Source organism: Sulfitobacter sp. NFXS29 (assembly GCF_040148765.1).
Lineage (GTDB): Bacteria > Pseudomonadota > Alphaproteobacteria > Rhodobacterales > Rhodobacteraceae > Sulfitobacter.
Genome location: NZ_JAGDED010000004.1, coordinates 45,794 through 58,539, shown reverse-complemented (window position 1 = coordinate 58,539; position 12,746 = coordinate 45,794). Strand labels below are relative to the sequence as shown.

General features: G+C 62.6%; 15 protein-coding genes. 7 read left to right on the top strand and 8 right to left on the bottom strand.

The window, feature by feature from the left end:
• Positions 1-345 precede the first annotated feature (345 nt).
• The 3 genes from J3456_RS08425 to J3456_RS08415 are packed head-to-tail and all read left to right on the top strand — an operon-like array spanning position 346 to position 2,860.
• Positions 346-1,776, top strand: a complete 1,431-nt coding sequence (locus J3456_RS08425) for a pilus assembly protein TadG-related protein (protein ID WP_349579753.1) — start codon at positions 346-348, stop codon at positions 1,774-1,776.
• Positions 1,773-2,312 (top strand): TadE/TadG family type IV pilus assembly protein, encoded by a 540-nt coding sequence (locus tag J3456_RS08420; RefSeq protein ID WP_349579752.1) that lies wholly within the window; start codon positions 1,773-1,775, stop codon positions 2,310-2,312. Before J3456_RS08425 ends, J3456_RS08420 begins: the two co-directional genes overlap by 4 nt.
• Positions 2,312-2,860 carry a TadE/TadG family type IV pilus assembly protein gene (locus tag J3456_RS08415; RefSeq protein WP_349579751.1) on the top strand — a complete coding sequence of 183 codons (549 nt, stop codon included), beginning with the start codon at positions 2,312-2,314 and terminating at the stop codon, positions 2,858-2,860. Before J3456_RS08420 ends, J3456_RS08415 begins: the two co-directional genes overlap by 1 nt.
• Here the strand turns inward: J3456_RS08415 and J3456_RS08410 are convergent.
• The 5 genes from J3456_RS08410 to J3456_RS08390 form a co-directional block, all read right to left on the bottom strand.
• Positions 2,857-3,363 (bottom strand): hypothetical protein, encoded by a 507-nt coding sequence (locus J3456_RS08410; protein WP_349579750.1) that lies wholly within the window; start codon positions 3,361-3,363, stop codon positions 2,857-2,859. The genes J3456_RS08415 and J3456_RS08410 overlap by 4 nt on opposite strands.
• 126 nt (positions 3,364-3,489) lie before the next feature.
• Entirely contained in the window at positions 3,490-4,008 is a 519-nt protein-coding gene (locus J3456_RS08405; RefSeq protein WP_259948911.1) for a periplasmic heavy metal sensor, read from the bottom strand.
• Position 4,009: 1 nt separating this feature from the next.
• Entirely contained in the window at positions 4,010-4,384 is a 375-nt protein-coding gene (locus tag J3456_RS08400) for a hypothetical protein (RefSeq protein WP_349579749.1), read from the bottom strand.
• Complete coding sequence (locus J3456_RS08395) at positions 4,377-4,973, bottom strand: RNA polymerase sigma factor (RefSeq protein ID WP_067626641.1); 597 nt, start codon at positions 4,971-4,973, stop codon at positions 4,377-4,379. The genes J3456_RS08400 and J3456_RS08395 overlap by 8 nt, the downstream gene beginning before the upstream one ends.
• Positions 4,974-5,019: 46 nt before the next feature.
• Positions 5,020-5,622, bottom strand: a complete 603-nt coding sequence (locus tag J3456_RS08390) for a calcium sensor EFh (RefSeq protein ID WP_349579747.1) — start codon at positions 5,620-5,622, stop codon at positions 5,020-5,022.
• A 219-nt stretch (positions 5,623-5,841) separates the two neighbouring features.
• On the opposite strand from J3456_RS08390, the gene J3456_RS08385 reads away from it, so the two are divergent.
• The gene (locus J3456_RS08385) at positions 5,842-6,258 is read left to right on the top strand and encodes a DUF983 domain-containing protein (protein WP_349579746.1); all 417 of its coding nucleotides are present in this window, start codon (positions 5,842-5,844) and stop codon (positions 6,256-6,258) included.
• Between the two features lie 42 nt (positions 6,259-6,300).
• The gene (locus J3456_RS08380) at positions 6,301-6,996 is read left to right on the top strand and encodes an NUDIX hydrolase (RefSeq protein WP_349579745.1); all 696 of its coding nucleotides are present in this window, start codon (positions 6,301-6,303) and stop codon (positions 6,994-6,996) included.
• On the opposite strand, the gene J3456_RS08375 is transcribed toward J3456_RS08380, so the two are convergent.
• Genes J3456_RS08375 through J3456_RS08365 form a run of 3 tightly spaced genes read right to left on the bottom strand, consistent with a single transcriptional unit; the run spans position 6,993 to position 9,552 of the window.
• Positions 6,993-7,913 (bottom strand): EamA family transporter, encoded by a 921-nt coding sequence (locus tag J3456_RS08375; RefSeq protein WP_349579744.1) that lies wholly within the window; start codon positions 7,911-7,913, stop codon positions 6,993-6,995. The two genes, J3456_RS08380 and J3456_RS08375, sit on opposite strands and share 4 nt — an antisense overlap.
• 47 nt (positions 7,914-7,960) lie before the next feature.
• The gene (locus J3456_RS08370) at positions 7,961-8,509 is read right to left on the bottom strand and encodes a lipocalin family protein (protein ID WP_349579743.1); all 549 of its coding nucleotides are present in this window, start codon (positions 8,507-8,509) and stop codon (positions 7,961-7,963) included.
• Positions 8,509-9,552: an aldo/keto reductase gene (locus tag J3456_RS08365; RefSeq protein ID WP_349579742.1), complete on the bottom strand. Its 1,044-nt coding sequence runs from the start codon at positions 9,550-9,552 to the stop codon at positions 8,509-8,511. The genes J3456_RS08370 and J3456_RS08365 overlap by 1 nt, the downstream gene beginning before the upstream one ends.
• Before the next feature lie 154 nt (positions 9,553-9,706).
• Between J3456_RS08365 and J3456_RS08360 the strand changes: the two genes are divergently transcribed.
• Together J3456_RS08360 and metG are read left to right on the top strand one after the other, a co-directional pair.
• Positions 9,707-10,930: an MFS transporter gene (locus J3456_RS08360; protein WP_349579741.1), complete on the top strand. Its 1,224-nt coding sequence runs from the start codon at positions 9,707-9,709 to the stop codon at positions 10,928-10,930.
• Between the two features lie 71 nt (positions 10,931-11,001).
• Positions 11,002-12,714: a methionine--tRNA ligase gene (gene metG, locus J3456_RS08355; RefSeq protein ID WP_349579740.1), complete on the top strand. Its 1,713-nt coding sequence runs from the start codon at positions 11,002-11,004 to the stop codon at positions 12,712-12,714.
• Positions 12,715-12,746: the final 32 nt, after the last annotated feature.

Genomic DNA, 12,746 nt, shown 5'->3' with positions numbered 1-12,746 from the left:
TTCTTGTCTGGCCGCGTTACCTCTGTTGCGGGGCGCGACTCATCTGGCTGCCCTAGGGGCATGCTGCCGCACCGTAGGACGCCTCATGACAGGGTGCGACCTAATTCAGCGCGATTTGCAAAACTTTATCAACCGTGGGTAGGGCCGGGAAACACGCCCTCCCCGTTCGGTGGAAATCAGCCAACATTAGGGGGGTCATTTCCATGAAAACCTGCCCCGAACGCTGCCTATTGCCCCAGATGCGCCAAACTCTGGACACTTTCCCGCAGCACAACAAGAGCAAGGCAAATGCCGCCCATTCCCTTTGGTGCCCGCAGGACGCCACAGGAAGAAAGGTTGATGACGATGCGCGAAACATCTCACAGTTCGGAACGTTCCCCGCGGCCCCTGGCCGCGCTGCTTTGGCGGTTTGCGCGGGAAGAAGACGGGTTGGTCACGCTTTTCGCCATTCTGATGATCCTGTTGATGATCCTTTTGGGCGGTGTCGGGGTGGACCTGATGCGCCACGAACGTGAACGCTCTCGGGTGCAGGCCGTGGCCGATCGCGCCGTGCTGGCGGCAGCGGACCTTGATCAGACGCTCAGCCCTGAAGCTGTGGCCCGCGACTATTTCGACAAGGCAGGGCTGGCCGAATATGTCTCAAGCGTCACGGTCGAAGAAGGGCTGAACTACCGCCGCGTTACGGTCGATGCCTCCCACACCCTGAACACCATGTTCATGAGCAAATTCGGCCAAGACAGCCTGAGGGTCCCCGCCAAATCCCAAGCCGAGGAAAAGGTGAACAAGGTCGAGATTTCCATGGTGCTCGATATCTCCGGCTCCATGCGGGAGAACGGCAAAATGGCCAACCTCCACGATGCAAGCGATGCCTTCATCGACACGGTGATCAAACCCGAAAACGCCGATCTGATCTCAATCTCGGTGGTGCCCTATACCGCGCAGGTGAACGTCGGGCAGGACATCATGAATGAACTGAATGTCACCCAACTGCACACCTTTTCGCACTGCGTCGACTTTGACGACAGCGAATTTGACCTTACCGCCATCAGCCAGACCCGCAGCTATGAGCATATGCAGCACTTCGAGGCGGGATATAGCTGGAACGGCTATGACCGCGAGAACACCGGGCGCTATGACAACATCTATAATCCCGGCTGCCCGAAACAAAGCTATGAAGAGGTGGCCGCCTTCTCGCAGAACGCCGCCGCGCTGAAGGCCCGTATCTCAAATTTCCAGCCCCGCGCGAATACTGCCATCCATCTGGGGATGAAATGGGGCGTGGCCCTGCTTGACCCGTCCTTCCGGGCGATCAATCAGGCCATTGGCGGCGAGGCTGCATTTCAAGATCGCCCGGCGGCCTATGATGATATCGAGACGCTTAAGACAGTGATCCTGATGACTGACGGCGTGAACGTGACCACCCGCCGGATCAACCCGCAGGTCTATGCCAACATGGACCACTACCGCCACTGGAGCGATTACCCCTTTTATTGGTGGCTCAACCGCAATGTCCGCTCAAGCGAGCAATACCGCTGGTATTACACCAAATACACCGCCTCGCGGGCCGACACCCTGCTGGACAACATCTGCGACGCGGCCAAGGCCAAGGGCATCGTGATCTGGTCGATCGGCTTTGAAGTGACCGACCACGGCGCGTCGGTCATGAAAAACTGCGCCTCTTCCGACAGCCATTTCTTCCGCGTCGAAGGGGTCGAGATCGTCAGTGCTTTTGAGGCTATCGCCCGGCAAATCAACCAGTTGAGGCTGACGCAATGATACAACGCAGCATCAAAGCATGGCGCCGGTTTCGCGGCGATGAGGACGGATCGGCGATGCTGATTGAATTCGCCATCCTGTCGCCGCTGCTCTTTGGCTGTCTGCTCATGTCGGTCGAAATGAGCTTTTACGCCATCCGCCACATGCTTCTTGATCGGGGCTTGGACATGACGGTGCGCTATGTCCGGCTGAACACTAACACGCCGATGACGCATCAGACCATCAAGGACAAGATCTGTGAATCGGCGATTTTTTTGGAAGACTGCAGCGACACTCTGCGCCTTGAGATGATCCGAGTGGACCCGCGCAATTTTGCAAGTTTCGACCAGTCACCCGATTGCGTCGACACCTCTGAAGACCCCAAACCGGTGCGCGGCTGGTCCCTCGGGGTGGAGCATCAGCTGATGCTGCTGCGCGCCTGCGCCCGTTTTAAACCATTCTTTCCGACCACCGGCCTAGGCTATGCCCTTGAGAAAGACGGCGCGGGCCGTGTTTCCATGGTCTCAAGCGCGGCCTTCGTACAGGAGCCGAACTGATGCGTGCGCTCATCTCTCTGCTGGCCCGGTTCAAAGGGCGCGAAGACGGCTCGATCGCCGTTGAAACGGTGATCATGCTGCCGCTGATGTTTTGGGCCTATCTGGCCATGTATTCGACCTTTGACACCTTCCGCATGTACAACCTCAACCAGACGGCGGCCTATACCGTGGGCGATGCCATCTCGCGAGAGACGCAGGCGATTGACCCAGCCTACCTGCAAGGAATGCAGCAGCTTTTCGAATATCTCACCCGTGGCACAGGACAGACCGACATGCGGGTCAGCTCGATTTGGTATGATGAGGCCAACAACCGCTACCATACGGATTGGTCGCAGGTGCGCGGCACCCCCACCCCTCTGACCAGCGATGACGTGCGCGATTGGCATGACAAGTTGCCGGTGATGCCCAACAACGAACGTGTCACCTTGGTCGAAACATGGCGCGATTTCGAGCCACTGTTCAAAACCGGGCTGGAGCGCCGCGATATCTATAACTTCGTCTTCACCCGTCCGCGCTATGCGCCGCGCACGGTTTGGTCGGACGGTTAAGCTGCGTCACGCTCGGCCAATTTGGCGCGGATGATCTCGGCGATCAGCTTGGTCTCATTGGCCGGGGTCATGCCACCAACACCAATACGGCGGCCAAGGCTCCACCACAGGCCCAAGCGCCAGCCCCGCGCCACGCGGCGGTTGGTCTTGAGCAGGAAACCGTTTGAGGGTTTGACCGCGAAAGCCCCTTGATCGATGCGGGCGATTTCGTCGATGCGGACGATCACCCGGCCATCGGCATCGCGCAGCGCCTCATTGGTGAGCTCCACGCCGCTGGCGGTTGAACGGCGCATCAATTCGGCAATGCCGATGAACCCCAGCCCCACCAGCACCAGCGCGATCTGCCACCCCGGATCGGGCGAGCGGGTGAGCGCGGAATAGATCAGCAACAGCCCCAGCCCCGCCAGCGACAAAAGCCCCACCCCGCGCCGCGCCGGAGAGGCTTTGGCCCTGGCCAGCACGGTTTCCGCGCCACTGTGCATCGTCTGGGGGGTATCGGTCATCGGCCGGGCTTTCTGAGGGGCAATGGGGCCGCTTGCCTGCCGCCGCCTGCCGATTTCATTCGCCCTCGGCCTAGCCCGCCGTCCCGCAAAGGGCAAGACCGCGCGCCCGGGGGCACCCTGCCCCGATTAACGCTCAGCCTTGCCCTCGCGCTTGTCTTTTTTGCGGGCGTGCCCGGCTTGCAACCGCTCTTGCAGCTTGTCGGCATAGGCCTTGCGGGCGGCGGCATCCATCGCGCTGACCTCGGCCAGCCATGCGTTATGGGCTACCGTTTGAACACTGGCCGCCGCCTCTCCTTGCGCGGCGAGCACCGCCGCGGCCACATCCGCCTGAAACGGCTCTGCCCGCAGCGCGGCAAGCATCTCGTCATAAAGCGCACGCCGTGCCGCCCGGTCGAGGTGATGCGCCTTGCCGCTGCTGCGCATCTTGCCGTGCAGATCGCGCCGCGCTTCGGGCGGCAGCGCCTGCACATAGGGCGAAGCATAGCTGCGCAGCCCCGGCAGATCGCCATCGCCGCGCGGCCCCGGCCCGCCATGACGCCACATCGCACCGCCAAGCGCGCCGAGGATCATTACGTTCAGCGCCAGCGACAGACCAAGCGCCAAGCGCATCAGTCGCTTGCGCCGTGGTGTGGGAACCTGTGTCATCTCAACTTTCCTCCATGTCCCAGCCAAAACCACCCAGTTCTGTGCCTGTATCGGCTTCGCCCGTGTCCAATGCCTCGGCGGTCCATGTGCCGGAGACGAATTGCCCGGCGAGATCCGGCATGCCCTCCGGCGGGGCAACGCCGACCCAAACCCCAACCGCCGCGGCAGTGGCAAGACCGCTTAGCCCCGCCGCGCCGCCCAAAAGCTGCCAAAGTGCTTGGTGCCACGGCTGGCGCGCTGCTTTGGGCATATGCGTTTCGGCATCGGCCAGAACCCGTGCTTGCAGATCGGCAGAGACCTGTGGCGGATTGGCCCGGGCTGCGGCAAAGAAATTTTCCAGTGCCCCATCACTCAATGCGTCGTCAAAGTCATTCATTTTCAAACCCCAATGCGTCCCGTTGCGCAGATAGCTGCGCGGCCAACGCCCGTTTGCCCCGTGCGGTCAGGCTCTCCACCGCTTCGACCCCAATGCCCAAGACTTCGGCAATTTCGGGGTTTGCCATACCGTCAATGTGGCGCAGCACCACCGCCTGACGCTGCCGGTCGGGCAGGCTGGCCAGCGCCTGTTGCAGCGCGTCTACACGGGCGGCCTGCTGCATCTTCTGTGCGGCACCCGGCGTCGGATCGACCGGCTCGGCCACATCATCAAGCCCTGCCGCCCCCGCGCCACGGCGGCGCAGACGGTCAGTGCAAAGGTTGGCCACGACGCGGTAAAGCCATGTGGTGACCTTGGCCTCACCTGCGCGCCACTTTGGCGCCTGACGCCACAGCCGCAGCATCGCTTCTTGGGCCACGTCTTCGGCCTCGGCCCGGTCGCCGAGCACCCGCAGCGCATGGCCGTGAATGCGCGGCACCAGCCGGGCCGTCAACAGCCGCGCCGCCGCCGCATCGCCACTGGCGTAGCGCTGCAACAACTCGGCATCCGCATCGTGCTGCTCGTCGGACAAATCCTGCATCCCGTCCATCGCTAAGGCCCGGGCGCGCCTTGATCAAGCGCGCCCGGCGCATCATTTAGTCGCGCTGCGGCTTGTCATGGTCCATCTTGTGGCCCTTGCCGTGCCGCTTGCCATGCATTTTCTTCGCCGCTTCAAACTCTTCGGCGCTGATGCTGCCGTTTTCGTCCTTGTCCAGACGCTCGAACATCTTGGCGGAGTCGTGGCGCTGCGTCATCTCTTCCATCGACAGCTTGCCGTCGTCATTGGCGTCCATACGCTCGATCATGTGCTCGCCGCCTTTGTGACCGCGCTTGCCGTCCTTTTTGCCGTCGCGCTTGTCACCGCGTTTGTCGCCCATGGCTTCCAGTTCAGAGGCGTCAAGGCTGCCGTTGCCATCGGTGTCGAACCGCTCCAGCATCTTGGCCGAACGCTCGGCCTTGCGTGCCTCGCCTGCGGCTTTCAGCTCTTCGCTGGTCACGAAACCGTCGCCATCGGCGTCAACCTTGGCGAAACGCGCCTCGGCGTGGGCCTGAAATTCTGCCTGTGTGATCTCGCCGTTGCCGTCGCTGTCAAGCTGCTGGAACCGGTCCTGCCCGCTTGGCTGCGCGGTGGCGGCGACGGCTCCGATGGCCAACAATCCGCTGAGGGCTGCGATCTTCATATTGGTACGAATGGTCATCTTGATACTCCTCGTTTTTTAAAGACCGTCTCACGCTTTTGCGCCGCGATCACAGGGTCAAACGGCTGGCGCCAGAACTTCCGTCGCTCGAACCCGAAGTTTTTTGAAAAAGTCGGCAATGCCCCGCCCCCTGCGCGACATGGCGCCGCAACGGCAGCCTCAAGTCTTTTCTTTTCACGCCCCAGCCTGCATCTACCCCTTAACCAAAGGATCACCCCCATGTCACAGACCCAGCAATTGGCCCCCGACACTGCCGAAACGCAAGACAGCGAAGAGCGGCCCCGCCTGCCCGCCATGCTGCGCGGCTGGCGTGGCAAATGCCCCTCTTGCGGGGGCGGGCAACTGTTGCACGGCTATCTTAAGGTGAACGACGACTGTGCGGTCTGCCGCCAAGAGTTTCATCACCACCGCGCCGATGATGGCCCGGCCTATCTGACCATTCTGCTGGTCGGTCACCTGCTGGCACCGGGGCTGCACATCGCCTTTGTGGTCTGGCGACCCGAGCCTTTGACCCTGTTCACCATTTTTGCGGTTGGCTGCACGGCGCTGTCCCTCTACCTTCTGCCTAGACTGAAGGGGGCCATGATCGGCTTTCAATGGGCCAAAAGGATGGGCGGCTTCGGCGCCACCACCTAGCGCGGCCCGCCCTTCGGCCCCTGACCGCCGGAGCATCGCCGCATGACCATAGACAAGACCAAAATCCGCAACGCCGCCACAGTGATCGTGCTGCGTGACCGCCATGTGACCCCGCATATCCTGATGGGGCAACGTGGCGCGAAGGCGGCGTTCATGCCCAATAAGTTCGTTTTTCCCGGCGGTGCAGTCGATGCGACCGATGCGCAGGTGCCGCTGGCCGCGCCGGTGAACGCGCTCTGTCACGGCAGGCTCTGCGACGATGCCGAACCGTCCTTGGCCCATGCCATCGCCGTCGCCGCCATTCGTGAGTTGTGGGAAGAGACCGGTCTGGTGCTGGGCCGTAAGGGCGCGTGGGGTGGCGACGTGCCCCCCGATTGGCAGACCTTTGCCGCCACCGGCCATCTGCCCGACGCCTCTGCCCTGCAATTCGTGTTTCGCGCGCTGACGCCTCCGGGCCGTCCGCGCCGCTTTGATGCGCGGTTCTTTTTGGTCGATGCCGAAGATATTGCCAGCGATCCGGATGATTTCGACGCCGCCTGTGATGAGCTTTCGCATCTGCAATGGGTGCCGCTCAGCCAGGCGCGGTCGTTTGACATGCCCTTCATCACCGAGGTCGTGCTGGCCGAAGTCGCCGCGCGCGCACGCGATACCAATCCGCCCGCCTCGGTCCCGTTTTTCAAAAACAATGACGAAGAGAGCCTGTTCCTGCGTCTGCATGGCCGCCCGATGACGGGTTAAGTCGCCAGCACCAGCACTAGGATCGACAGCGCCAGCACGGCCATCCCCGCCCATTCCCTGCGCGAGATTCTTTCGCGGAAGAACAGGGTCGAGGCCGCGATACTCAACATCAGCTCCACCTGCCCCAAAGCCTTCACATAGGCCGCGTTTTGCAGGGTGAAGGCGATGAACCAGCACAGCGAGCCACCCATCGAGGTCAGCCCAATCCAGACCGCCACCCGCCGCGCCGCCCAAACCCGGCGCATCTGTCCCGGTTCGCGCAGCCGCAGCCAGACGGCCATGATCAGCGTCTGCATCAGCACCACCGCCGCCAGCGTCACGCCCGCGCGCAGCAGCGGATCGTCAGAGACCACGGCCAGCGATGCGCCGCGATAGCAAACCGCCGAGATGGCGAACAAAAAACCCGAAGCGATCCCCAGCCCCGCCGCGCGGTTGCGCAGATCGGCCAACCGCAGCCCCTTGGCCTCGGCTCCGCCGGACAGAAGCAGCAGCCCCACCACGCCAAGTGCAATGGCGGCAAACCCCGCGCCCGAGACACCTTCGCCCAGCACGATCCAGCCCACCAACACAGTCTGGATCACTTCGGTCTTCTTAAAGGTGATGCCGACGGCAAAGTTGCGTTGCTTGAACAGCAGCACCACGCAGACCGTCGCCAAGATCTGCGCCGTGCCGCCCATCGCTCCGTAAAGCCAGAACCCCGGCCCTAGCGCCGGCAGCGCCTGCCCGCTAAGGCCCAGATAGAGTGGCAACAGCAGCGCGATGAAGGGCGCAGAGTAGAGAAACCGCGAAAACGTCGCCCCGCCCGCCGACAGCGTATCGGTCGCCAAATGCTTTTGCAGCATGAAGCGCCCGGTTTGAAACGTGGCGGCGGCAAGGGTGACGAGGACCCACAGATCGGGCGCGAAAATACTGTCCATAACAGCCTATAGGCCGAAGCCGGGCGGCAGTGCCAGCGCCGTCGTGGTCAGCGCCTCATTTGCAGCGCACTGAGGTCGTAGCCGTTGAAATCTAAAATCTCTTGCGCCGCGGTGATCCGGTCTTCGCCGCCTGTCGCCCGACGGTCAAGGATCCAGCCGTACCCCCCCTCGGGGCTGCCGATGACGGCGGTGCGGAACCCCTCATCGACCCAAAGCACCCAGAACGCACGTTCGGCCCCGCCCACGGCGGCGCGCATGGTATAGCGCGCCGGACCCTCTTCGCTCAGCGCCCAGAGATCACGGCGGTCGGTGCAGATTCCAGCAGCATCACAGGATTGGCGGTGCTCGATCAGCGTTGGCCCCTGCGGCGCAAAGGTCACCGCGCGCAGATTGGCATCATTGGGAAAGGCCGCCCGGACCTGCCAATCACCGCCAAATCGCGCCGCGTCATAGCGGCTGGTGGCCCCGATCAGCGCCTCGGCATTGCGAAAGCCGGTCTGCGCGGGCGGCGGTGCGCTGCGGTTGCAGGCGGCCAGTGCGCCAAGCAACACCAGCACAGCGACACGGCGCGCCCCAGAAGATGCGAAACGGCCCATCAATAGGGCATCGGATGGGATTTATGCGCCGCATCGAGATCGGCCATCACCTCATCGCTCAGGGTCAGGTCGGCCCCGCCAAGCGCCACATCAAGCTGCGCAAGGCTGGTCGCGCCAAAGATCACCGAGCCCATGAAGGGCCGCGTCGCGCACCACGCCAGCGCCATCTGCACCGGGTCGAGCCCATGTTTCTGCGCCACATCAAGGTAGGCGGCAACCGCCTCAAAGGCGCGGGGTGTGACGCGGCCCCCCAAATCTTCGTTCAGCGAGAGGCGCGATCCGGCGGGCACTTTGCCACCCTGATATTTCCCGGTCAGCAACCCGGCGGCGAGCGGCGAGAAAGACAGCATGTCGATCTGTTCGTTCACACATGTTTCCGACACATCCGTATCCGCCAAACGGCACATCAGCGAATATTCGTTCTGCACCGAGATCGGGCGCGGCCCGCCCGTGCGCTCAGCCACGGCAGCCCATTGCGTCAGCCCCCAGGCGCTTTCGTTGCTCAAACCAAAGGCGCGGATCGTGCCGCGCTCGACCTCGCGCTGGAGCGCGCCGAGGGCATCTTCCATATGAGCAATGGTCTCGGCCCGGTTCTGACCGGACGGGTCAAAGGTCCAGTTCTTGCGGAACATATAGCTACCGCGGTTGGGCCAGTGGAATTGGTAGAGGTCGATGTAATCCGTCTGCAACCGCTTCAGCGACCCTTCGATGGCACCGGGGATCGTGTCGGATGAAATCGGAGCACCATTGCGGGCATGTTGCATCCCCTCGCCGGAATGTTTGCTGGCCAAGACCACCTCATCGCGGCGCTTGTCGCGGGCAAACCACTGGCCGATGATCTCTTCCGTCCGGCCAATCGTCTCGGCGCTGATCGGGTTTACGGGGTACATCTCGGCCGTGTCGATGAAGTTGATCCCGGCGTCGAGCGCGCGGTCGATCTGCGCGTGGCCCTCTTCGGCGGTGTTCTGGGTGCCCCATGTCATGGAGCCCAGACAGAAATGCGAGACCTCGATATCGCTTGAGCCGAGCTTGTTCATCTTCATCGTCTGGTCCTCGCTTTTGATTTGCCCGCAACCTAGCCGCCTGCCCGGCCTTCGCAAGGGCAATTGCCAAGCGCCAATCCCACGGCCCCGGCAAAAATGCGGACCCGGCGCATTCGCGCTTCCGTTCGGGCAGCAATGGACGCAATGTGCCCTCATGCGCCTGCTCATTTCCTTCGCCGCCCTGTTTTTCTCGGTCATCCTTTTGCAACTCTCCACCGGGGGTGTGGGGCCTATCGACGTGCTTTCTGGCGTGCAGCTTGGGTTTAGCCGTCAGGAAATCGGCATGCTCGGCTCAGCGCATTTTCTGGGGTTTTTCATCGGCTGCTGGTGGGCCCCGCGGCTGATGGGCAGCGTCGGCCACAGCCGCGCCTTTGCCGCCTTCACCGCCGCCGGGTCGATCGGGTTGATGGCGCATATGATGGTGGTGGACCCCTACGCATGGGGGCTGATGCGGGTGGCTTCGGGGATGTGCGTGGCGGGTTGCTATACGGTGATCGAGGCGTGGATGCAGGCCAAGGTCACCAATGAGACGCGCGGGCGCACCATGGGGGTTTACCGGGTGGTCGACATGAGCGGTTCGCTCGCCGCGCAGTTGATCGTCGGCGTGCTCGCCCCGGCGTCATATGTCTCGTATAATCTGCTCGCCATCGGCTGCTGTGCCGCACTTTTGCCCCTGACGCTGACCAAAGTCCGCCCGCCAGAGACACCCAACCAACCAAGGCTTCGGCCCCGGCTCGCCTTTGACCGTTCGCCCTTGGCGGCGGCGGGGGTTGTGGTGGCGGCGGTCTCAAGCGCGTCGTTCCGGATGGTCGGGCCGATCTACGGGCAAGAGGTGGGCCTTAGCGCCCCACAGATCGCTTGGTTCCTTGCCGCTTTCGTGCTTGGCGGCGCGCTGGCGCAATATCCGATGGGGATTCTCGCCGACAAATACGACCGCCGCTGGGTGTTGATCTGGTTGTCGGTGGCGTCCATGGCAGGCTGCGCGATCACGGTGATGGGCGCGGGCTATGGCACACAGGGGATCATGATCTCAGCAGGGTTGTTCGGGGCCACGACCTTTCCGATCTATTCCGTCTCTGCCGCGCATGCGCACGACTTTGCCAGTTCCGACGAACGGGTCGAACTTTCGGCCGCATTGATGTTTTTCTTTGCCGTGGGGGCCATCGGCGCGCCCTACCTCGCCTCTGTGCTGATTGACGGCTTTGGCGCATCGGCGCTATTTGCGATGATCGCGGCGGCGCATGGGGTTTTGGTGATCTTCGGCCTTGCCCGGATGCGCGCCCGGCCCACACGCACAGAGCGTACGCCCTATGTCTATGCCCCCCGGACCACCTTCCTTATCGGGCGCTTGCTGGGCCGCACCCGAGACCGCGACTAGCCGATCCCGTCTTTTGCTGGCAACAGCGCAGCCCTTGCGATAAGGCTGCGCCAAGCACCGGGAATATTGATATGACACGCCACCTCATCACCTCCGCCATCCCCTATATCAACGGGATCAAACATCTGGGTAACCTTGTGGGCAGCCAGCTGCCTGCCGACCTCTATGCGCGCTACCAGCGTGGCCGGGGGCAGGATGTTCTGTTCCTCTGCGCCACCGACGAACACGGCACCCCTGCCGAACTCGCCGCCGCCAAAGCGGGCAAACCGGTCGAGGAATACTGCGCCGAGATGTATGAAACACAGGCCCGCATCGCCGAAGGCTTTGGCCTGTCGTTTGACCACTTTGGCCGTTCTTCCAGCCCGCAAAACCGGAAGCTGACCCAGCATTTCGCGGGCGCACTGGCGGATCAGGGGCTGATCGAAGAAGTCTCGCAGCGCCAGATTTACTCCCCCACCGATGGCCGCTTCCTGCCCGACCGCTATGTCGAGGGCACCTGCCCCAACTGCGGGTTCGAGGACGCGCGCGGCGATCAATGTGACAACTGCACCAAGCAGCTTGACCCAGAAGACCTGATCAATCCGCGCTCCACCATCTCGGGCGCGACCGATCTGGAAATGCGCGAGACCAAGCATCTGTTCCTGCGCCAGAGCAAGCTGAAGGATGAGCTGGACGACTGGATCAATTCCAAGACCGATTGGCCCGTGCTGACCACCTCCATCGCCAAGAAATGGCTGCATGACGGCGATGGGCTGCAGGACCGTGGCATCACCCGCGACCTGAGCTGGGGCGTTCCGGTGAAGCGCGGCGATGAGGATTGGCCGGGCATGGAAGGCAAGGTCTTCTACGTCTGGTTCGACGCGCCCATCGAATATATCGCCTGCGCGCAGGAATGGGTCGATACGGGCAAAGGGTCTGACTGGGAAAGCTGGTGGCGCACCGACAAGGGCGCAGACGACGTGCGCTATACCCAGTTCATGGGCAAGGACAACGTACCCTTCCACACGCTCAGCTTTCCGGCCACGATCAAGGGCTCGGGCGAGCCGTGGAAGCTGGTGGATTACATCAAATCCTTCAACTATTTGAATTACGACGGCGGTCAGTTCTCTACCTCGCGCGGGCGCGGGGTCTTTATGGATCAGGCGTTGGAGATCCTACCCGCGGATTATTGGCGCTGGTGGCTGCTCAGCCACGCGCCCGAGACGTCGGATGCCGAATTCACTTGGGAAAACTTCCAAGCCTCGGTGAACAAAGACTTGGCAGACGTGCTGGGCAATTTCGTCAGCCGCATCACCAAATTCTGCCGCTCCAAATTTGGCGAAGCCGTTCCAGAGGCTGGGGAATACGGCGAGGCAGAGCACGCCCTGATCGAAGACATCACCGCCCGCGTCGCGCGTTACGAGGCGCTGATGGAGGCAATGGAAGTCCGTAAATCCGCCGCCGAACTGCGCGGTATCTGGGCGGCGGGCAACGAATACCTGCAGGCCCAAGCACCTTGGACCACCTTCAAGACCGACCCCGACAAAGCGGCGGCACAGGTGCGGCTGGCGCTGAACCTGATCCCGCTCTACGCGGTGCTATCGGCCCCCTTCATCCCTGCGGCTTCGGCCTCGATGCTCGACGCGATGAAGGTCGAAGACATGCCTTGGCCCGATGATGTGCCAGCGGCCTTCGGCAAACTAGCCCCCGGTCATGGCTTTGACGTGCCAGAGGTGCTTTTTGCCAAAATCAGCGATGAGGACCGTGAAAGCTGGTCTGAACGCTTCGCCGGCAAGCGGGATTAATCAAAATCAACGGATCAGCGGCGCCGCATAGG

Coding starts and splice junctions, on each gene's coding strand:
- J3456_RS08425 (WP_349579753.1), top strand. CDS start 346: ATGCGCGAAACATCTCACAGTTCGGAACGTTCCCCGCGGCCCCTGGCC.
- J3456_RS08420 (WP_349579752.1), top strand. CDS start 1,773: ATGATACAACGCAGCATCAAAGCATGGCGCCGGTTTCGCGGCGATGAG.
- J3456_RS08415 (WP_349579751.1), top strand. CDS start 2,312: ATGCGTGCGCTCATCTCTCTGCTGGCCCGGTTCAAAGGGCGCGAAGAC.
- J3456_RS08410 (WP_349579750.1), bottom strand. CDS start 3,363: ATGACCGATACCCCCCAGACGATGCACAGTGGCGCGGAAACCGTGCTG.
- J3456_RS08405 (WP_259948911.1), bottom strand. CDS start 4,008: ATGACACAGGTTCCCACACCACGGCGCAAGCGACTGATGCGCTTGGCG.
- J3456_RS08400 (WP_349579749.1), bottom strand. CDS start 4,384: ATGAATGACTTTGACGACGCATTGAGTGATGGGGCACTGGAAAATTTC.
- J3456_RS08395 (WP_067626641.1), bottom strand. CDS start 4,973: ATGGACGGGATGCAGGATTTGTCCGACGAGCAGCACGATGCGGATGCC.
- J3456_RS08390 (WP_349579747.1), bottom strand. CDS start 5,622: ATGACCATTCGTACCAATATGAAGATCGCAGCCCTCAGCGGATTGTTG.
- J3456_RS08385 (WP_349579746.1), top strand. CDS start 5,842: ATGTCACAGACCCAGCAATTGGCCCCCGACACTGCCGAAACGCAAGAC.
- J3456_RS08380 (WP_349579745.1), top strand. CDS start 6,301: ATGACCATAGACAAGACCAAAATCCGCAACGCCGCCACAGTGATCGTG.
- J3456_RS08375 (WP_349579744.1), bottom strand. CDS start 7,913: ATGGACAGTATTTTCGCGCCCGATCTGTGGGTCCTCGTCACCCTTGCC.
- J3456_RS08370 (WP_349579743.1), bottom strand. CDS start 8,509: ATGGGCCGTTTCGCATCTTCTGGGGCGCGCCGTGTCGCTGTGCTGGTG.
- J3456_RS08365 (WP_349579742.1), bottom strand. CDS start 9,552: ATGAAGATGAACAAGCTCGGCTCAAGCGATATCGAGGTCTCGCATTTC.
- J3456_RS08360 (WP_349579741.1), top strand. CDS start 9,707: ATGCGCCTGCTCATTTCCTTCGCCGCCCTGTTTTTCTCGGTCATCCTT.
- metG (WP_349579740.1), top strand. CDS start 11,002: ATGACACGCCACCTCATCACCTCCGCCATCCCCTATATCAACGGGATC.